Origin of the sequence: Streptomyces sp. MZ04, from assembly GCF_004684775.1 — a bacterium.
GTDB lineage: Bacteria > Actinomycetota > Actinomycetes > Streptomycetales > Streptomycetaceae > Streptomyces.
Genome location: NZ_SRIC01000166.1, coordinates 1 through 18,495, shown reverse-complemented (window position 1 = coordinate 18,495; position 18,495 = coordinate 1). Strand labels below are relative to the sequence as shown.

The window sequence follows — 18,495 nt, the reverse complement described above, 5'->3', positions numbered from 1 at the left end:
ATGAGCGTCTCGTGGGCTCGGAGATGTGTATGAGAGACAGGCCCACAGCCCCGCCCGCCGCGGGGGCCCGGCCAGTAACCTCAGCGCCCATGGAGCAGAGGCATCTCGGCCGTACCGGCCTTCGCGTGTCCCGGATCGGACTCGGCACCCTCACCTGGGGGCATACCGACGAGAGCGACGCCGCCGGCCTGTTGAAGGTGTTCTGGGAAGCGGGCGGCAGCCTCGTCGACACGGCGGATGTGTACGGCGACGGGGAGGCCGAGTATCTGCTCGGCAGGCTCATAGAACGGCTCGTGCCGCGGCGTGACCTGGTCATCGCCACCAAGGCGGGCGGCGTCCCCGACCCGGAGCGGCGCTTCGACGGCTCGCGGGGCCATCTGCTCTCCGCGCTCGACGCGTCGCTCGCCCGGCTCGGCACGGACCACGTCGACCTGTGGCAGGTGCACGCCTTCGACCCCGCCACTCCGCTCGACGAGACGCTGCAGGCCCTGGACATCGCCGTCAGCAGCGGCCGCGCGCGCTATGCGGGCATCTCGAACTTCTCCGGCTGGCAGCTCGCCAAGGCGGCGACGTGGCAGCTTGCGGCCCCTGGCACACGTACCCGCCTGGCCAGTACGCAGATGGAGTACTCCCTGCTGCAGCGCGGCATCGAGCGCGAAGTACTGCCCGCCGCGCAGGATCTGGGGGTGGGTCTGCTGCCGTCGTCGCCGCTGGGGCGCGGGGTGCTCACCGGGAAGTACCGGCACTCCACCCCCGCCGACTCGCGGGGTGGCTCCGAGCATCTCGCGCCGTTCGTCGCGCCGTACCTCGACGACGCCGCGAGCCGCATCGTCGACGCGGTCGCCACGGCGGCGGACGGCCTCGCCGCGACGCCCCTCCAAGTCGCCCTCGCCTGGGTGCGCGACCGCCCCGGAGTGACCGCGCCGATCGTCGGCGCGCGCAACGCGCAGCAGCTCACGGCCGCTTTGTCAGTGGAGACCCTTAGTCTTCCTGACGAGATCTGCCAGGCGCTCGACGATGTGTCGGCGCCCGTGCACCGCTACCCCGATCAGGACTGGAGCACGCTGTGAGTACGGAGCCGCCGACCGCTGCCGCGGAGGAGCCCGCCGCCCCCGAGGGCACCGAGCCGGAGCCCCCGAGCGAGCCGGACGCGGACGCGCCCGAGACGGCGGGCGAGGTCGACGCGGGGGACACCGCGGCACCGGAAACCACGGAGGCCAAGGAGCTCTCCGAGACAGAGGCCGAGATCGCCGCACAGCACGTGCCGGACGCGGTGACGCCGGAGAGTGCGGGCGAGAGCGACGCGGCCGACGCGGGGGACGCCACCACCACCGAGGCCGACATCGCCGCCCAGCGCGAGCCGGACGCGGTGACGCCGGAGAGTGCGGGCGAGAGCGACGCGGCCGACGCGGGGGACGCTGCCACCACCGAGGCCGACATCGCCGCCCAGCACGTGCCGGACGCGGTGACGCCGGAGAGTGCGGGCGAGAGCGACGCGGCCGAGGCGGGGGACGCCACCAGCCCCGAGGCCGACATCGCCGCCCAGCGCGAGCCGGACGCGGTGACGCCGGAGAGTGCGGGCGAGAGCGACGCGGGGGACGCCGCCACCACCGAAGCCTCCGCCACCGAAGCCAAGGAACTCTCCGAAGCCGAGGCCGAGATCGCCGCGCAGCGCGAGTTGCGGGAGCGGATCGAGGAGCGCAAGGCCGCCAAGCAGGGGCCCGTCGACGCGGGGGCGAAGCTCAGCGGCAAGGCCGCCGATCTGCTCGCGGCCGTCCGGGCGGTGGAGAGCGGCGAGCAGCCGGTGGCCAGTGCCTTCCGTGAGCCCGAGCCGACGCCGCGCAGGGCGCCCGAGCCCGAGCCGGTACGCCGGCCGCAGCCCGTGGCGGCCGCCGCGGGACCCGATGACGAGGCCGTCGAAGCGGTCCGTGCCGTGCTCGCCGAAGGCGGGGCGCCCGCCGCGCTCGCCGCGCGCACGGCGGCGGCGCTCGGCGAGGGCGCCGACGCTCAACTGCGGGAGGACCCCTGGCAGTTGCTCCGGGTCACCGGCGTACGTACGGAGCAGGCCGACGGGTTCGCGCGGGCGCTGCTCGGCGCGGAGTGCGGGCCCGACGACGAGCGCAGGGGACGCGCGATCACCGTATGGCTCCTGGAGCAGGCGGCCGTCGCCGGGCACACGGCCCTGGACGCGTCGGCGCTCACCGCCGCGCTCGGGCAGCGTGCCGTGCCGGACCCGGACGCCGCGGTGCAGAGCGCCATCGCGGAGGGCGACATCCTGGTCTTCCAAGACGCGATCGAGACACCCGGAGCGCCTGCCCCGGCACCGGCCGACGACGAGGACGAGGGTGAGGGCGAGGAGACCGGGCGCCCGGTCCGCGTCCTGGTGGGCCTCGAGCAGTACGCACTGGCCGAGGAGAGCCTCGCCGACGGGCTCGCCCGGGTGATCAACTCCCTCCCCAAGGAAGACGGTTCGGGCCCTTCGGCGGCCGACTGGGAGTCCGCCGCGGGCGAGGCGTCCGGTTCCACCGCCGAGCTGATCCGCGCGGTGGCCGGGCACGGGCTCGTCCTGCACACCGGCGGCGAGACGGCCCGCGCCGAGCCCGCCGCCCTGGTGGCCGCCGCCGGGGCGCTCGGCCTGCGGGTGTGCGCCGCCACGCACAGCGCCGGGGGGCGCCGCCGCCTGGCCGGGCTCGTCGGCTCCGACGAGGGGGCCTCCGTGACCGTGGCGGGGCTGCTCTCCGGGGCGGAGGGGCCTGGCCGTGACAGGGACGGTGCGCTCGCCCTCGACCTCCTGGTGGTCCTCGACGCGCCGCAGCTGGACGTGGAGACCGGCGCGATGCTGGTGGAGTCCCTTCCGGACGGCGCCCGTCTGGTGCTCAGCGGTGACCCCGGGGTGCTGTGGTCGGCGGGCCCCGGACGGGTCTTCGCGGATCTCGTCGCGGCGCGCTGCTGCCCGCAGGTCGTCTCCCGTACGCCGGATCCGGGACCCATCGGGGAACTGGTCTCCGGTGTCGGTATCGGCGAGCTGAACCAGGTCGATGCGCCGGGCAAGGAAGTCGTGATCGTCCCCGTGCGGGACGCGGGCGAGGCGGTGCACCGCACGGTGCAGCTCGTGGCCGACTCGGTGCCGCGGGCGATCGGGGTGCCCCCGCAGGACACTCAGGTCATCACCCCCGGGCACGGCGGGGCGGCGGGCACGCGCGCGTTGAACGCGGCGCTCAAGGAGCGGCTGAACCCCGGCCCCGGCCGGTTCGGCGGCTTCGACCCGGGCGACCGCGTCGCCCACGTCCCGGCGCCGGGCCGCACGGCCCCGGGCCGGGTGATCCGGGCCGACGCGGAGGGGCTGCACCTGGAGTGTGACGGCGCCCCCGTCGTCGTACCGAAGGAGCGGGTGGAGCAGACGGTCCGGCACGCCTGGGCGCTCACCGCGCACCAGGCCGTGGGCCTGACCTGGCCCGCGGTGGTCGTGGTGCTCCCGGGCGACGCGACGGCCGCGCTGACCCGGGCCTGGGTCTACACCGCGTTCAGCCGCGGAGAGCGCCACCTGTCGGTGGTCCAGGGCGCGGAACAAGCACTTCCGCGCGCCGTGGCGGAAGTCCTCCCCAAGGACCGCACCACCCGCCTCCAGACCCTCCTGCGCCCTCAGGTCCCGGCAGCGCTCTGACCTTGCAGCGGGGCGGGCGGGGGAGGCGGGGGCAGCCCGCCTCCCCCGGGCCCCGGCCCGCAAGGCTCAGCGATCGGCATCCAGCGGACTGCGGTCGTCGTCCACGTCGACCTCGTCCGCCTCGTCCGCGTCGTCCGCCCCGTCCGCGTCCTCGAGCTCGTCGGTCTCGTCGAGCTCGTCGGTCTCGTCGAGCTCCTCCGCCGCCTCCAGCGCCAGCGCCGCCGCGGCGGCCACCTCCGCGTCGAGGTCCTCGTCGTCCAGTTCGTCGTCGAAGACCGTGCTGACGTCGAAGCGGCACACGATCCGATGCGGGTCCGCCTGGTCGAAGGGGAGCTCCAGCCACTCCCCCGGCTCCGCGGGCTCGTCGAGGGCGGTCACCCAGAGCGTGGAGTCGCCCTCCTCCAGGCCGAACTCCTTGTGCCGGGAGGCGATCTCGTCCGGTTCGAACTCGCCGAAGAGCACGCCGAGCGCGGCGTGCACGCTGCTGCCGGCCGCCGCGGCGGCCGGGCTCTCGCCCGCCACCGTGTCCGCGTCGAGGTCCGCGACCCGCTGGGCCTGGGCGAGCAGCCGATGCGGCTCCGCCACGGTGTAGTCCCTGCGGATCAGCACGCTGAGCGCGTTCGGCTCCTCGGGACCCTGGTACGGCGGCACGTCGCCGTCCGCGCCGGGGATCTCGAAGGGCGTGACCTCGTCGTAGCGGTCGTAGAGCAGCTCGTCGTAGGTCTCGGCCGCGGCGGCCAGCTCGTTGAACGCCTCGTACACGGCCGGGTCGTCCTCCCCCGACCTGCGTTCGACCGCGGCAAGGTGGCGGTCGAGCGCGGTCTTGACCGCCTCGGCGGCGGCACGTACCTCGGCAGCGGTGGGCTGCGCAGCATCAGACATAGTGCAGACGCTATCCGTACCGGGCCTGTACTTGCACAATAGATGCGATGCCGGAATACGAATTTGTCGACGTGTATGTGCCGCGCGGGCTCACCCGCAAGGAAACCACGCGTCTGCTGACAGACCACGCAGAGTACGGACACTGGGAGTTGGACCGCCTGAGCCTGCACTCGGACGGCAGCCGCAGGGTGCGGCTGAGGCGGCGGATCATCCGCCAGCTGCGGGCCACTTGGTGATGTGAGCGTGACCTGAGAGTGACCTGATACGGACGGAACGGAGTGGGCCCCGCCTCGGCGGGGCCCACTCCGTTCGTGCTTGCGGTCAGGCGCCGCAGCCTCGTCCGCCCGCGATCAGGCCGCGGACCGCGCCCTGCGGTACAGCACCGTGCCCGCGAGCAGCATGCCCGCGCCCACCGGCAGCGCGACACCCACCGGCAGCGAGCCGCCGGTCCGAGCGAGCTGGTCGGAGCCCTTGGGCGGGGTGACGAGCTGCGTCCCCGGCCGGTTCGGCTCCTCGACCCGGTCACCCGGCGGCTTCTCCCCCGGCGTGCTGGGGTGCTCCGGGTTTCCCGGTTCCTGCGGCTTCTCGGGCGGCCGGGGCTTGCCCGGCGGCTCCGTCGGCGGCTTCTCGCCGCCCGGCGGAAGCGCGTCGCCCGGCGGAAGCGCGTCGCCCGAGTCGTTGGCACATTCGTTGCCGGTGGTCGCGTTGCCGAGACCGCCGATGGTGACGCTGTTGCCGCAGACGTTCACGGGCACGTCGACCGGCACCTGGACGCTGTTGCCGGAGCCGACGCCCGGCGAGTCGCCGGTGTGCCCGTCGGCCTGCGCACCGCCGCCCGAGGGCCGAGAATCGCCGTAGCCCCCGTCGTCGTCGGCGCCGGTGTTGGCGCAGTTGTTGCCCGCCGCCGGATTGAGCACGCCGACGACATTGACGCTGTTGCCGCACACATTGACCGGGACGTTCACGGGGAGCGATACGGAATTGCCGGAGAGCACACCCGGCGAATCCGAACTGCTACCGGCGGCACCCGAGTCGGCGTGCGCGTAGCCACCGCTGATGGCGAGCACGCCGGTCGCGGCCGCCACTGTGATCAGGCCTTTTCGAGTGACCTGTCGCATAGGTTCTACCTGCCTTATGACCTTCCGGAAGACGCACGCGCCTTTTTGAACACGTGCGCGGAATGCCCGAAGGCCCCGGAGCGCATGGCACGCACTCCGGGGCCTTCGGACTCAGACCCTCATGGGGTGAGGCACAACAACGTCACTTGTTGATGCAGGTGTTGCCGAAGGTGGGGTTCAGCAGCCCGACCACGGAGACCGTGTTGCCACAGGCGTTCACCGGAACGTGCACCGGCACCTGAACGACATTGCCCGAGACCACACCGGGAGACTTCACGGCGGCACCCTGGGCACCGGCGTCGGCAGCAGCCATACCCGCACCAGCGAGCACCAGACCACCGGTGGCAACCGCAGCAGCGACGACCTTCTTGATCATTATTCCTCCTTGTAGGCAAATGCGATCCCAGCCGCGGACCGCACCACCTGTAACGAGGAGGAAGTAATGGGGCTACGAGCTTATGGTCCCTTTCACTCTTTTCAGTCAAGTACGTACGCGCTGACGATTACTGGTGTTTCGTTTCAGCGCGCATTGCGGTCATCCGGAGGCATCAAGGGGCGTACGCACCGGCGTTCAGGACGCGTCGATGAACCGGTCGAGCACGCGCACCCCGAACTTCAGGCCGTCCACGGGCACTCGCTCGTCCACACCGTGGAACATGCCGGCGAAGTCCAGCTCCGGCGGCAGCTTCAGCGGCGCGAAGCCGAAGCCGCGGATGCCGAGGTCGTCGAAGGACTTGGCGTCGGTGCCCGCGGAGAGCATGTACGGGACGGCGCGGGCGATCGGGTCCTCGGCCTGCAGCGCGGTCTGCATGGCGTCGACGAGCGCGCCGTCGAAGGTGGTCTCCAGGGCCTTGTCCGCGTGCACGTCCTCACGCTTCACGTTCGGGCCGAGGATCCGGTCCAGGTCGGCGAGGAACTCCTCCTCGTACCCCGGCAGGAAGCGGCCGTCGACGTGCGCCGTCGCCTGTCCCGGAATGACGTTGACCTTGTAGCCCGCGCCCAGCTGGGTCGGGTTGGCCGTGTTCTGCAGGGAGGCGCCGATGAGCTTGGCGATGCCGCCGAGCTTGGCGAGCGTCTCGTCCATGTTCTCGGGGTCGAGCTCGGTGCCGAGGGCGTCGCCGAGCTCGTCGAGGAAGTGCCGCAGCGTCTTGGTGACCCGCACCGGGAACTTGTGCCGCCCCAACCGGCCCACGGCCTCGGACAGTTCGGTGATGGCGTTGTCCTTGTGGATCATCGAGCCGTGTCCCGCGGTGCCGTCCACGGTCAGCTTCATCCAGTGCATGCCCTTCTGGGCCGTCTCGACGAGGTAGAGCCGCAGCTGCTCGTTGACGGTGAAGGAGAAGCCGCCGACCTCGCTGATCGCCTCCGTGACGCCCTCGAAGAGGTCCCGGTGGTTGTCGACCAGGTACCGGGCGCCGTACGTGCCGCCCGCCTCCTCGTCGGCCATGAAGGACAGCACGATGTCGCGCGGGGGCTTGCGGCCGGTGCGCATGCGCTCGCGCACGACCGCGAGGGTCATCGCGTCCATGTCCTTCATGTCGACGGCGCCACGGCCCCACACACAGCCGTCCGCGATCTCTCCCGAGAAGGGGTGGTGCGTCCAGTCCTGGGCGTTCGCCGGTACGACGTCGGTGTGGCCGTGGATGAGCAGCGCGGGCCTGGAGCGGTCCTCGCCCTCGATGCGCGCCACCGTGGAGGCCCGTCCGGGGTGCGATTCGATGATCTGCGGTTCGAGGCCCACCTCGGCGAGCTTCTCCGCGACGTACTCGGCGGCCTTGCGCTCGCCGGGGCCCGAGTGGTCGCCGTAGTTGCTCGTGTCGATGCGGATGAGATCGCGGCAGAGATCGACGACCTCGTCCTCGCCGGTGACGGGCTGCGACCGGTCCGCCTTGCCTGCCCTGTCGGCCCTGCTCGACTCGCTCACGCTGTTCCTCCCGCTGTCGCTGCTGGTGGTCCCCCTCATCCTCCCGCGCCCACCCCCCGAGGCCCAAGGCCTGGCATCGGCCGACATACGCCGTTCACGCCCGTGACCTGTGTGATCAGAGGGCCTCGAATGTTTGCTATGGTTTTCCACGTCGCCGCGGGAAACCGCGACAGACACCACCTGGTCCGGGTGGCGGAATGGCAGACGCGCTAGCTTGAGGTGCTAGTGCCCTTTATCGGGCGTGGGGGTTCAAGTCCCCCCTCGGACACAGAGTTACACCGCGAGGAGCGGGCCAGGGAAACCTGGCCCGCTCCTCGCGTTTCAACCGGAGATCACCGGGCGGCTTCCAGGGCGGCGGCGGAGCGTTCCTTGAGATGGCGGATCAGGGCGACGAGCACATCGCGGCTGGATCGCCGGTCCCTGGCGTCGCAGGCGACGACCGGGATGTGCTCGGAGATGTCCAGTGCGTCGCGCGCCGAGTGCCCCCTTGAACAGGCCGTTCCACAGGAACCAGAAGCGCTCCTGGCCCGGTGTGCCGAACAGGTGGAGCACCAGCTGTTCGTTGAGGCCGATCCGCCCGAAGTCCAGGCTGACCGTGGTCTCGGTCTTGTCGGCGACGCCGATGGGCGCCCAGCTCGGCGACCGACAGGGGATCCCGGCACCAGCGCACGATTCCTCGTGCTCGTGCTGCATGCCGGGGGTGGGGTCGGAGCGGGAGATGATGAGGGTCGCCACGTCGGCGGGCCGGCGGCCGGCCCGCCGGGACCACTGCGACCGCCGGTGAGCACGTAGTAGCGCTCGAGACCGGACGGTTCCGTGGGCCCTGGGGGGCCGGACCCGTGGGGGCCGCTCATCCAGGGTGCTCCTCCTGGCGCGGAGTGGTGCCGAGGAGCTCACCCATCCTGCGGGACAGGTCCCTCATCTGGTGCCCGAGCAGCCCCTGGTCGAGCCCTTCCCTGGCGAGGACTCCGAGGTACGCCTCCACTCCGGCCCGCACCACGAACAGGTGCCCGCCGTCGACCTCGATCATCGCCAGGCGCAGCCGGCCGCCGAATGTCGGGAATTGATCCGCCACCGGTTGCGCGAGCGCCTGCAGGCCGGCGACCACGGCTGCGAAACGGTCCACGTCGTCCGGGTCGTCCGCTCCGTACGACGCGATGGCCTTGCCGTCGCTCGACGCGACCAGGGCGAAGCGGATCCCCTGGATGCTCTCGGTCAGAACGCGGAGCGCCCAGCTCACGTCGGTTTCGTGTTGCGTCATGTGGCTAGTCGCTCTCTTCGGTGTGGGGCTCGTCGGTCTCTCGTCCAGCGGTGGCGAAGGCCGCCAGGCCGGTGAAGGACGAGTCCGGCGGCGCTACGGGCTGCGCGGAAGTGGCCGCCGTGACTTCCGGCCTCTTTTCGGCCGCCCTCAGGGAATCGGTGCGCCTGCTCCTGCGCCTGGGCAGGCCGCCCGGCGTGACATCGGCGGTGTCCTCGGCAGCTGCCGATTCCCGGCCGGGCTCGGCAGCTGCCGATCCCGGCCGGGCCGGTGCGACGACGGGCTCATCCTGACGGGCGGTCGCCTGCGGTGTCGCCTGGGCCGCGGCCGGCTCCGTCACGGAGGCGGCCGGCAGCGGGCTGAAGTACTTGTGCGGTACGACGACGACCGCCGAGGTGCCGAGCCAGGGCGAGTCGGCGAAGGTGACCCTGATGCCGTACTTGCGGGCCGGCGTGCCGACGACGCGCAGGCCCAGGTGTGCGTCCTCCGAGAAGCCGCCGAGGCCGGGGCCCGCCCCTTGGGCACTTCCTTGCCCGAGACGACTACCGCCTCGGTGGACGGCGAGTAGCGCGTGGCGTTGTCCGGGAGGTGGGCGAAGATCAGCGTGAGGTGGTCCACCAGGCCGCCGTCGACGCCGAGTTCGGGCAGTTGGCGCAGCTGGATCCGGTCGAAGTCCTTGATGCGCCCGACGCCACCGCGTACGACACCGAGCAGGCGCTGCGGCTCCTGCCACTGGCGTCCTGGCCGGTCCGTGCCGCCGAGCACGCCGAGCACGCCGATGCTCGCGGCCAGGCAGTCGGCGGGGCCGATCGCCTGGTCGAGCTCCATCAGGCCCTGGGCGACGGCCGGGGTCCTGCCGTGCTCGCCCTGCATCTCGTGCAGGCGGCCGCGGATCTTCCCGGTCAGTACGTGGATCCGGCTGCCGATGCTGATGACGGCCTGTTCGGCGGAGGTGCTGCGGTTGCACTCCTCCTCGACGGCGATCAGAGCGGTCCGCAGGACCTTGCGGAGTTCGAGCCTGAACTCCGGTGTGGCATCGGTCTCTTGATCGAGCGCGCGGGGCAGGACGTCGTCGATCGCCTCGCCGCCGCGCAGGCCCTCGAAGGCCTCGGGCAGGAACTCCTCCGCCAGGCGGGCCAACCAGGGCCTGCTGCCGGTCGAGCCTCCACTGCCCTGCCTTGGCCTCGTCGACCCGGTGGGCTTCGTGGGCGGCGCGTCCGTTCTCGTACCGCCGCTCGAGGGCGGCGACATGCTGCTGCCACTGCTGGGAGTGGTTCAGCTGGGCGGTGCGGGACTCGTCGGCCGCGCGGTTCTTCACGCCCGCCGGGCGGTAGACGGTTCTCAAACCAACGCGATCGAAGAGTGGACAACCCGACCAAGGGGTCGCACCCATCGCACCTCGGTACCCCCTGGGATGGCGGCGCGCGACGGACTGATATCGCGTCAACTCGCGTCACTGGTACAGAGCTTATCTGGTAGCCGGTGGTGTCGATCAACCCTGTGGGTTACTGCCCGGGGGCCGTGGGTGATCTCCGGCCGGGGGCGTGCGGGTGGTACGGAACGACAGCTAGTCGTCCCACAACTCCCCGTGCCGGCGATGCGCGTCCGTCAGGCCGTTCGTGAAGTACCGCTCGTAGTAGGGCCGCTCCACGTGGTGCGCCTGCAGCCAGACGCCGGGAACGTGGATCGCGTCCGTGTGCGCGGGGAATCGGCGGTGCGTGCGCAGGATGTACGCGCAGATGTCACGGGCGCATGCGACGACCCGGTCCTCGTACTCGCTCGCCTCCGCCAGATAGCGCCGGCCGTAGTCCTCGCGGTAGATGCGGGAGAAGACGTCCTTGTCGCCGTAGACGCCCCCGGGGCCGAACTTCTCGCGGATCACCGTGTCCACCGCGTCGGACATCGACGCGAACGCGGGCGGGCACATGGCGGAGATCAGTTGCTCGCCGTCCGGTGCCTTGAGGCCCACCGGGTGCGAGCGGACGTCGGCGTACTTGGGAAGGGGGATGTGCCAGCGCCACAGGTCGGCGATGCGCCAGCGCGGGGTGACGAAGGTGAAGCCCAGCATCCTGCCGTAGGTGCGGCTGAACTTCGGGTCGCCCAGGGCTATTTGGGGGTTGATGGAGGCGTGGATCCAGGCGCCGAGGCCCATCGCGTCGGCGACCAGCATGAGGTTCTGGAGGAGCAGGTCCGCCTCGATCTGGGTGCGGAGGGGGCCGAGCGCCCCCAGCGGCAGCTTCAGCTTCTCGTTCAGGAAGCCGTTGCGGATCCACTTCTTCACGCCCGCCGGGCGGTAGAAGTTGCGGTCGTCCACCAGTGTGGGGCGAGCGCCGTCCGGCTGGGTCAGCAGGTACATCAGGGCGTTGATGTACTGGTGGGAGAGGTCGACCACCGGGAACAGCAGGGTCGTACCGGGCAGGTTGGACAGGAAACGGTTCGAGTCCAGGTAGGCGGGGAAGTCCCGCAGGCCCTCTGCCACGTCGAGGCGGTGGTCGAGGACCTGGACCTTGGACTGCCGTGCGCGGTCGGTCAGGGTCAGGGCGTCGAAGGGTTCCTCCGGCGCCGGGGGCAGCTTGCGCAGGTAGTACGTCCCCGTGTCGTTGATCAGGAAGAAGTGCGTGCCCTGCGCGTTGTCGGGGCTGCCTGCCGTGCGCCCCGCCATCGTCAGGTTCGGCTTCGCCATGATCGGTTTGCCGTTGCGGGGGTCGTCGAAGGGGCGGTCCGGCATCGTCAGACCGGTGCAGCCGGTCAGGGCGATCAGGACCGCCTCCTCCAGTTCGGTGAGCGGCTGCGGGGCCTGCTCGGAGGTGTGACTCATCGATCCCGCGGGGACGTTGGCGCCGCGGCTCACCCGGTGGGTGCGGCGGCGCCAGACCGTCTCCAGGAGGGGACGTACGAAGAGGTCGTCGAGCCCCGGGTGGTGCCCGTCAGCCGGTGGCATCGCTGCCGCCGTCCCGCATCGGCTGCACGTGCCGCCACGGTGCGAACGCGCTCGCGTCGCGCGGCAGCAGCCCCGCGAGGTCCGGGGCGTGCCGCAGGATGACGGACTTCATGCCGCCCTTCTCGACCCAGTCCATGCCGAGCGGCGTGTAGATCTCGGGGCGGTAGTCGACGGTCAGGAAGCGGTCGCTCTGCAGGCGGCGCGTGGCCATCAGGATGAAGATGCGGAAGGCGGTGTCGCTGAAGCCGAAGCCGGTCGGCGGGTTCTCGGCGAACAGGCCGACCACGGTGTCGATCTCGTCGACCGAGTCGTAGACGTCCTTGAGGCGCGCGAGGGTCTCGGGGTCCTGGGTCAGGTCCTCGAAGCGGCTGATGCGCGGCTTGTGCAGGCCCGCGCGGAAGTCGTTGTAGCGCGGCACGCCCCGCCTGCGGGTGCGCACGAGGTCGACGACGGACAGGTCGATGATCTCCCCGTCGCGCTCGAAGCGCTGCAGCGCGCGCGGGAAGTTGTTCAGGGTGATCGCGCCGGGGTGGGCGATGCCGAAGGAGTAGAGGGTGTCGGTCAGGCCCGTCTTGCGGATGGCGGCCTCGGCGGCCGCGCCCTGGATGTCGTTGAAGCCGAGGCTCTCCAGGCGCTGTCCGAAGTGGTGTTCACGCATCTCGTAGTCGTCGGGGATCAGCGGATGCATCCGGTAGACGGTGACGAAGTCCTCGGTGAGGGAGTACGGCGCCGCATGGTGGTCCGGCAAGGTCTTGGGGATGCCGGTCAGCGAGTGGGACTCCAGGAGCCACAGGCCCAGCTTGTTGAGCCAACTGTCCGGCGGGCCCTCCCAGTTGGTGTGCAGGCCGAGGTCGATGGCCTTGGTGGCGAGGATCGCCGGGGTCCACTCCACCGTGTGGATCTTGGCGATGAGGGCGGAGACGACCAGGCGCGCCGTGTGGTAGACGCTGTCCTCGCTCATCGCGGGGTACTCCTGGCGCAGCGCCGCGCAGACCGCGTTGTGCTCGCGGGCGAAGAGGGTGTGCATCACGCTGAGGCCCAGCCACCAGCTGTCCTGGAAGCCGGTGAGCGGGATGCCGTTCTGGCCGATGGGCAGATGCCCGTCCTCCAGGCGCAGCTCGGCGCCGCCGTCCGGGACGCGCAGGAACTTCGCGGTCCGCTCGTCAGCGCCGTACACCTCGGAGCCGTCCCACCAGTGCGATGCGGTGTTGGCGAAGAGGATCGGGGGCTGGTCGCCGGGGAGCTGGATGCCCTCGTTCTCGGCGAAGCGCATCACCTTCTCGGGCGGCCCGCCGGGGGTGTTGTGCCAGCTGGTGCCGGGCGGCAGCGGGACCTCGACGGTCTTGCCGCCGGCCGGGTAGCGGCGGTGGTTGACCCAGTCGTGGACCTGGAACTGGATCCAGGCGGCGGCCAGGATATTGAGCGTGGTCGCCGGTACGAAGGTGTCGCGCCGCAGGAGTTCGCGGCTGACGGTGACCGGGTTCGGGGTGTCGAAGAGGTCGGGCCGGTAGTCCGGCTTGAGGTTGCGTCCGAAGGCCGCGCCGACGGCTCCCATGGACGGCGCGGAGAGATCGTTGTACGTCCCGTCGTACGAGCGTGCCGTGCGCAGCCGCTCGTCGACGGGCGCCGGCACGGGGACGGCCTTCGGGGGCGCCTCGTGCACGTCGGTGTCGATGAGGTTGCGGCGCCTGAGCGCCTTGCGCAGGAAGACCAGGTTCAGCAGGCTCGGCTCCAACGGCAGCCTGTACCACGGGACATAGCGGTTGAGTACGCTGAAGAACCCGCCGACCGGGATGCCCAGCACCTTGTTGCGCAGCGGCTCCTCGGTGGTGAAGCGCAGCCCTTGGCGGTGGGCGGCGCTCGCTTCGTACGCGGCCTTGCGGGCGCGGTTGAGATTGCCCAGGGGGCGGAACGCGTCGGTGGTGTACCAGGGGTTGAAGGCGAGCTCTTCGACGCGTCCGGCGGCGGCCTGCGCCTCGGCGGTGCTGATGTCCTGGCGTGGCACGGTGAGGCGCCCGATGGGCACGGCCGGACTGATGGCGTCCTTCCAGTCCACGGAGCCGTCCTCGACGGGCGTGCGCTGTTCGTCGACGTAACTCTGCACGCACAGCTCGAAGGAGACGTCCGAGGTGACGAGGCGGTGGGCGAGTTCGCGGTGCAGGAAGCGGGGGTCGCGCCGCTCGGGCTTGGGCTCGGGGGCGCTGCCCACGACGGGGCGCAGCGAAAAGCGGACCGGGCCCGCGTCGCCCCACAGGATCGCGCCGCGGCTCCAATAGGTCTCCCTGGCAAGGCTGTTGACCTTGTGCCGGGTGGCGGCCTGGATATTGCGCCGCATCCGGGTGGCGGTGGACAGACCGACGGCGAGCGGGAGTTTGACGAAGAGCCCGAAGGCCTTCCGCAGCGGGCTGGTCGCGCCCGCCATGGCCTTGGCGAAAGCGACGAACTCGCGGGCGTCACGGGCGTGCGACACCGGATGGTTGGTGGCGAGCAGATCGTGGCTCTCCTCGGCCGACACCGTCACGCGCACGGCGACACCGCGCAGATCGGCCACCCCGTCGGCCTGCCGGATGCCGCCCGCGTTGGAGAGCCGCACGGTCGCCGGATACTCGGCGCCGGGCTGGGCGAAGCCGGTGCGCAGCGCCTCGGGCAGGTCATCGCGGAAGGAGAGGCGTGCGTTCTCCACGCCGAGCACGGACTTCGCGTGCTGGGTGCGTGCGAGAGAACCGGCGCCGCCCGCCCGCCGGTTCTTGACCTGGACCTTCATCAGCTCATGCGCCAGGCGCTCGAAGAGCCGCCGCTCCGCCTGCGGGCTGCCGCCCACGTAGCGCTCGTAACTCTGCTCGTACTGTCCGGTGTCGGCCATCAGGCGCTTCCTTCGCACGCAGGCGTACGGGACGGGGGGCATGGAGGCTAGTGGCGGTACGGGACAGCCGCAGCGCGGGTTCTCGCCTATGTGCGGGGCACGTCAAGCAGCTCGAACAGGCAGGCGGGCGGCGGTATTTGGGCCCGTCGGCGGGCCGTGGCGGGCTTGCGGTGCGGTGCGGGTGATCGTCCGCGAGTCCCTCTGGGGTCTCCACTCACAGCAACCCCAGGAGCGAGAGGGCGCTGATGGCCGGTCCTATACGGGTCGGCGCGCGCCCCCTCGCGGGGCGGCCGCTACTCGATGAAGGCGCCGTCGACGTACATCCAGGCCCCGTGGACCCGCTCGAACCTGCTGCGCTCGTGCAGCGCGCCCTGGCGGCCCTCGTCGGTGTACCGGGCCCGGAACTCGACCGTGCCCTTGCTGTGGAACGCCGTGCCTTCGGCGGTAGCCAGGATCTCCAGGCCCACCCAGCGCATGCCGGGGTCGAACTCGACGCGGCGCGGCCGGGTCCTCGGGTGCCAGGTGCGCAGGAGGTACTCCTCGTCCCGCTTCACGAAGGCGCTGTAGCGGGAGCGCATCAGCTCCTCGGGCGCGGCGGCCTTCGCCTCGCCCCGGTGCAGCCGGCCGCAGCACGACTCGTACGGCTCGGGGTGCCCGCAGGGGCAGGTCTTGGGGCGTCGGGACATGCGGACCATTGTCCCTGACGCGGCGCTCCAAGAACCGCGGGGCAGGGGGAGCGCCCTGAAGGGGCGCGGGGAACTGCGCGACAAGCCACAAAGCACCCGCAGACACACACGGCGCCCCGCAGGGGAAGCCCACTACGGGGCAAGAATGTCCAGCTCGTGCAGCGCACCCACCGCAATCTCCCGTGTCAGCGCCTCCGCACGGGCCGCGTCGCCCTCCCGCACCGCCTCCGCGACCCGCACGTGCAACGTGACGGCGGCCGGATCCGGGTCCTCGAACATCACCTGGTGATGCGTGCGGCCCGCGAGGACCTCGGCGACGACATCGCCGAGGCGGGCGAACATCTCGTTGCCGGAGGCGTTCAGGACGATGCGGTGGAAGTTGATGTCGTGGAAGAGGTAGCCCTCCAGCTGCTGGCCCCGTGAGGTGGCGACCATGCCGAGGGCGCACTCGGTGAGGGCCGCGCACTGCTCGGGCGTGGCGTGCCGGGCGGCGAGCCCCGCCGCGACCGGTTCGACCGCCGAGCGCAGGACCGTGAGGGAACGCAGCTGGCGCGGCCGGTCGGCGCCCGCGAGCCGCCACCGGATGACCTGCGGGTCGTAGACGTTCCACTCCTCGGTGGGCCGTACGGTCACGCCCACCCGGCGCCGGGACTCGACGAGGTGCATGGACTCGAGCACCCGCACGGCTTCCCTGATGACGGAACGTGACACCTCGAAGCGCTGCGCCAGTTCATCCGTACGCAACACGCTGCCCGGCGGGTACTCACCGCCGGTGATGGCGGGCCCGAGGCTTTCCAGTACACGAGCGTGCAGCCCACGGGCAGGTTCGGTCATGACGTCAGGGTATGTGGGGACCCGCGGGAACAAAAAGTCAGACTTTTGCGTCACAGACTCTTGAATTCGTCAGACCTAATGGGTTTCAGTGACGTGAACGGACCGTCGGCTCTCCCCCGACCGGCGGTCCGTGACCAACCGATGTCGATGACGTCGGTGATGTCGATGAAGACAGCGAGGCAGCACAGCGATGAGCACCCCCCACGTCGTCGTGGTGATGGGCGTGGCAGGAACCGGCAAAACCACGATCGGCCCCCTGCTCGCGGATCAGCTCGGCGTTCCCTACGCCGAGGGCGACGACTTCCACCCCCCGGCGAACATCGCCAAGATGTCGGCCGGGACCCCGCTGACCGACGACGACCGCTGGCCCTGGCTCGACGCCATCGGCGCCTGGGCGCACGGCCGCGCCGGTCTCGGCGGTGTGGTCAGCAGCTCGGCGCTCAAGCGCGGCTATCGCGACCGGCTGCGGGCCGAGGCCCCCGGCCTCGTCTTCGTCCACCTCACCGGCACCCGCGAGCTCATCGAGGACCGGATGTCCCACCGGCAGGGCCACTTCATGCCGACGGCCCTCCTCGACTCGCAGTTCGCCACGCTCCAGCCGCTCGGCGCGGACGAGGCGGGCGTCGCCGTCGATGTCACCGGCACTCCCCAAGAGATCAGCGAGCGGGCGTACGAGGCCCTGCTCGCCCTCGACAAGTAGACCCGCCCGGCGGGTGGCTCCGCCGGCGTGCAACCCCCCTCACCCGCACCACCGTCCCCATCTCCCCTGACATACAAGGAAGACACCGTGACCAGTCTCAGCGTTGAGATGCTGGCAGCGGACGCCGTCGAGCCGATCACCTCCGCTGGCCATGCCCAGCTGGGAATCGCCGTCCTCGCGGGCATCGCCGTCATCGTCCTGCTCATCACGAAGTTCAAGCTGCACGCGTTCCTGGCCCTGACCATCGGGTCGCTCGCCCTCGGCGCCTTCGCGGGTGCCCCGCTCGACAAGGCGATCGTCAGCTTCACGACGGGGCTCGGTACCACGGTCGCGGGCGTGGGTGTGCTGATCGCCCTCGGCGCGATCCTCGGCAAGCTGCTCGCCGACTCCGGCGGCGCGGACCAGATCGTCGACACGATCCTGGCCAAGGCCGGGCGTTCCGGCGGGCGCGCGATGCCCTGGGCGATGGTCCTCATCGCCTCGGTGATCGGCCTTCCGCTCTTCTTCGAGGTCGGCATCGTGCTGCTGATCCCGGTCGTCCTGATGGTCGCCAAGCGCGGCAACTACTCCCTGATGCGGATCGGCATCCCGGCCCTCGCCGGCCTGTCCGTGATGCACGGGCTCATCCCGCCGCACCCCGGTCCGCTCGTCGCGATCGACGCGGTGGGCGCGAATCTGGGGATCACGCTGGCGCTCGGCGTTCTCGTCGCCATCCCGACGGTGATCATCGCGGGTCCGGTGTTCTCGAAGTACGCCGCCCGCTGGGTCGACGTCCCGGTGCCCGACCGCATGATCCCCGAGCGCACCTCGGACAACCTGGACAAGCGCCCCAGCTTCGGCGCCTCCGTCGTGACCATCCTTCTTCCCGTGGTCATGATGCTGGCCAAGGCGCTGGTCGACATCATCGTCGACAACCCCGAGCACACCGTGCAGCGCGTCTTCGACGTCATCGGGTCGCCGCTGATCGCGCTGCTCACGGCGGTGATAGTGGGCATGTTCACGCTGGGCCGTGCGGCCGGCTTCACCAAGGAGCGTCTCTCGACGACGGTCGAGAAGTCGCTCGCGCCGATCGCCGGTGTGCTGATGATCGTCGGTGCGGGTGGCGGCTTCAAGCAGACGCTGATCGACTCGGGTGTCGGTCAGATGGTCCTGGACATCTCCAAGGACTGGTCGATTCCGGCGCTGTTGCTTGCGTGGCTGATCGCCGTGGTGATCCGGCTTGCCACGGGGTCGGCGACGGTGGCCACGATCTCGGCGGCGGGTCTTGTGGCTCCGCTGGCGGCGGACATGTCCGATTCGCACACGGCGCTGCTGGTGCTGGCCATTGGTGCGGGGTCGCTGTTCTTCTCGCATGTGAATGATGCGGGGTTCTGGCTGGTGAAGGAGTACTTCGGCCTCGACGTGGGGCAGACGATCAAGACCTGGTCGGTCATGGAGACGATCATCTCCGTGGTCGCGGGTGGGTTCGTGCTGCTGCTGTCGCTGGTGATTTAGCGGGGTCAGAGCGGGGTTCCTTTCCCCAACCCCGCCCCTTCCCGAAACTGGGGCTCCGCCCCAGACCCCGTACAAGATGGCCTCAAACGCCGGCCGGGCTGGAAATATCCAGCCCGTCCGGCGGTTGACTA

Annotated in this window: 16 protein-coding genes, 1 tRNA gene and 1 pseudogene; 6 read left to right on the top strand and 12 right to left on the bottom strand. The window is 70.9% G+C overall.

Features of this window, described 5'->3' with window-relative positions:
- Positions 1-89 precede the first annotated feature (89 nt).
- Both E2651_RS28190 and E2651_RS28185 read left to right on the top strand, forming a co-directional pair.
- Complete coding sequence (locus tag E2651_RS28190) at positions 90-1,070, top strand: aldo/keto reductase (RefSeq protein ID WP_135334051.1); 981 nt, start codon at positions 90-92, stop codon at positions 1,068-1,070.
- 383 nt (positions 1,071-1,453) lie between these two features.
- The gene (locus tag E2651_RS28185; protein ID WP_245239290.1) at positions 1,454-3,664 is read left to right on the top strand and encodes a helix-hairpin-helix domain-containing protein; all 2,211 of its coding nucleotides are present in this window, start codon (positions 1,454-1,456) and stop codon (positions 3,662-3,664) included.
- A 66-nt stretch (positions 3,665-3,730) separates the two neighbouring features.
- On the opposite strand, the gene E2651_RS28180 is transcribed toward E2651_RS28185, so the two are convergent.
- Positions 3,731-4,546 (bottom strand): hypothetical protein, encoded by an 816-nt coding sequence (locus E2651_RS28180; protein WP_135334050.1) that lies wholly within the window; start codon positions 4,544-4,546, stop codon positions 3,731-3,733.
- Between the two features lie 47 nt (positions 4,547-4,593).
- Between E2651_RS28180 and E2651_RS28175 the strand changes: the two genes are divergently transcribed.
- Complete coding sequence (locus E2651_RS28175) at positions 4,594-4,782, top strand: DUF5703 family protein (RefSeq protein WP_135334049.1); 189 nt, start codon at positions 4,594-4,596, stop codon at positions 4,780-4,782.
- 114 nt (positions 4,783-4,896) lie between these two features.
- On the opposite strand, the gene E2651_RS28170 is transcribed toward E2651_RS28175, so the two are convergent.
- The 3 genes from E2651_RS28170 to E2651_RS28160 form a co-directional block, all read right to left on the bottom strand.
- Positions 4,897-5,664 carry a chaplin gene (locus E2651_RS28170; RefSeq protein ID WP_135334048.1) on the bottom strand — a complete coding sequence of 256 codons (768 nt, stop codon included), beginning with the start codon at positions 5,662-5,664 and terminating at the stop codon, positions 4,897-4,899.
- 142 nt (positions 5,665-5,806) lie between these two features.
- Positions 5,807-6,040 carry a chaplin ChpH gene (chpH, locus tag E2651_RS28165; protein WP_135334047.1) on the bottom strand — a complete coding sequence of 78 codons (234 nt, stop codon included), beginning with the start codon at positions 6,038-6,040 and terminating at the stop codon, positions 5,807-5,809.
- Positions 6,041-6,235: 195 nt separating this feature from the next.
- Positions 6,236-7,588 (bottom strand): M20/M25/M40 family metallo-hydrolase, encoded by a 1,353-nt coding sequence (locus E2651_RS28160; RefSeq protein WP_135334046.1) that lies wholly within the window; start codon positions 7,586-7,588, stop codon positions 6,236-6,238.
- 183 nt (positions 7,589-7,771) lie between these two features.
- Here E2651_RS28160 and E2651_RS28155 point away from each other — a divergent pair.
- A tRNA-Leu gene (locus E2651_RS28155) sits at positions 7,772-7,856 on the top strand.
- Between the two features lie 64 nt (positions 7,857-7,920).
- Here the strand turns inward: E2651_RS28155 and E2651_RS28150 are convergent.
- The 8 genes and pseudogenes from E2651_RS28150 to E2651_RS28120 all read right to left on the bottom strand — a co-directional run.
- Positions 7,921-8,212, bottom strand: a pseudogene (locus E2651_RS28150) (ATP/GTP-binding protein); the annotation flags it as partial.
- Between the two features lie 226 nt (positions 8,213-8,438).
- Positions 8,439-8,849: a roadblock/LC7 domain-containing protein gene (locus E2651_RS28145; protein ID WP_135334045.1), complete on the bottom strand. Its 411-nt coding sequence runs from the start codon at positions 8,847-8,849 to the stop codon at positions 8,439-8,441.
- 4 nt (positions 8,850-8,853) lie between these two features.
- On the bottom strand, positions 8,854-9,186 hold the full coding sequence (locus E2651_RS46200) for a hypothetical protein (RefSeq protein ID WP_348541676.1): 333 nt from the start codon (positions 9,184-9,186) through the stop codon (positions 8,854-8,856).
- Entirely contained in the window at positions 9,183-9,986 is an 804-nt protein-coding gene (locus E2651_RS46195) for a hypothetical protein (protein ID WP_348541675.1), read from the bottom strand. The genes E2651_RS46200 and E2651_RS46195 overlap by 4 nt, the downstream gene beginning before the upstream one ends.
- A 427-nt stretch (positions 9,987-10,413) precedes the next feature.
- Positions 10,414-11,787, bottom strand: a complete 1,374-nt coding sequence (locus E2651_RS28135) for a hypothetical protein (protein ID WP_135334044.1) — start codon at positions 11,785-11,787, stop codon at positions 10,414-10,416.
- Positions 11,774-14,650 (bottom strand): peroxidase family protein, encoded by a 2,877-nt coding sequence (locus E2651_RS28130; RefSeq protein ID WP_135334043.1) that lies wholly within the window; start codon positions 14,648-14,650, stop codon positions 11,774-11,776. The genes E2651_RS28135 and E2651_RS28130 overlap by 14 nt, the downstream gene beginning before the upstream one ends.
- Before the next feature lie 293 nt (positions 14,651-14,943).
- Positions 14,944-15,345 carry a YchJ family metal-binding protein gene (locus E2651_RS28125; protein ID WP_135334042.1) on the bottom strand — a complete coding sequence of 134 codons (402 nt, stop codon included), beginning with the start codon at positions 15,343-15,345 and terminating at the stop codon, positions 14,944-14,946.
- A 123-nt stretch (positions 15,346-15,468) separates the two neighbouring features.
- Positions 15,469-16,170, bottom strand: a complete 702-nt coding sequence (locus E2651_RS28120; RefSeq protein WP_135334041.1) for a FadR/GntR family transcriptional regulator — start codon at positions 16,168-16,170, stop codon at positions 15,469-15,471.
- Between the two features lie 190 nt (positions 16,171-16,360).
- Here E2651_RS28120 and E2651_RS28115 point away from each other — a divergent pair, with 190 nt between their 5' ends.
- Positions 16,361-16,870 (top strand): gluconokinase, encoded by a 510-nt coding sequence (locus E2651_RS28115; RefSeq protein ID WP_135334040.1) that lies wholly within the window; start codon positions 16,361-16,363, stop codon positions 16,868-16,870.
- 87 nt (positions 16,871-16,957) lie between these two features.
- On the top strand, positions 16,958-18,364 hold the full coding sequence (locus E2651_RS28110; protein WP_135334039.1) for a gluconate:H+ symporter: 1,407 nt from the start codon (positions 16,958-16,960) through the stop codon (positions 18,362-18,364).
- Positions 18,365-18,495 lie beyond the last annotated feature (131 nt).

What these genes read in the sequence shown, in the direction of transcription:
- E2651_RS28175 (WP_135334049.1), top strand. Translation starts at nt 4,594, where the DNA reads ATGCCGGAATACGAATTTGTCGACGTGTATGTGCCGCGCGGGCTCACC.
- E2651_RS28135 (WP_135334044.1), bottom strand. Translation starts at nt 11,787, where the DNA reads ATGCCACCGGCTGACGGGCACCACCCGGGGCTCGACGACCTCTTCGTA.
- E2651_RS28190 (WP_135334051.1), top strand. Translation starts at nt 90, where the DNA reads ATGGAGCAGAGGCATCTCGGCCGTACCGGCCTTCGCGTGTCCCGGATC.
- E2651_RS28125 (WP_135334042.1), bottom strand. Translation starts at nt 15,345, where the DNA reads ATGGTCCGCATGTCCCGACGCCCCAAGACCTGCCCCTGCGGGCACCCC.
- E2651_RS28180 (WP_135334050.1), bottom strand. Translation starts at nt 4,546, where the DNA reads ATGTCTGATGCTGCGCAGCCCACCGCTGCCGAGGTACGTGCCGCCGCC.
- E2651_RS28170 (WP_135334048.1), bottom strand. Translation starts at nt 5,664, where the DNA reads ATGCGACAGGTCACTCGAAAAGGCCTGATCACAGTGGCGGCCGCGACC.
- chpH (WP_135334047.1), bottom strand. Translation starts at nt 6,040, where the DNA reads ATGATCAAGAAGGTCGTCGCTGCTGCGGTTGCCACCGGTGGTCTGGTG.
- E2651_RS28120 (WP_135334041.1), bottom strand. Translation starts at nt 16,170, where the DNA reads ATGACCGAACCTGCCCGTGGGCTGCACGCTCGTGTACTGGAAAGCCTC.
- E2651_RS28145 (WP_135334045.1), bottom strand. Translation starts at nt 8,849, where the DNA reads ATGACGCAACACGAAACCGACGTGAGCTGGGCGCTCCGCGTTCTGACC.
- E2651_RS28115 (WP_135334040.1), top strand. Translation starts at nt 16,361, where the DNA reads ATGAGCACCCCCCACGTCGTCGTGGTGATGGGCGTGGCAGGAACCGGC.
- E2651_RS28130 (WP_135334043.1), bottom strand. Translation starts at nt 14,650, where the DNA reads ATGGCCGACACCGGACAGTACGAGCAGAGTTACGAGCGCTACGTGGGC.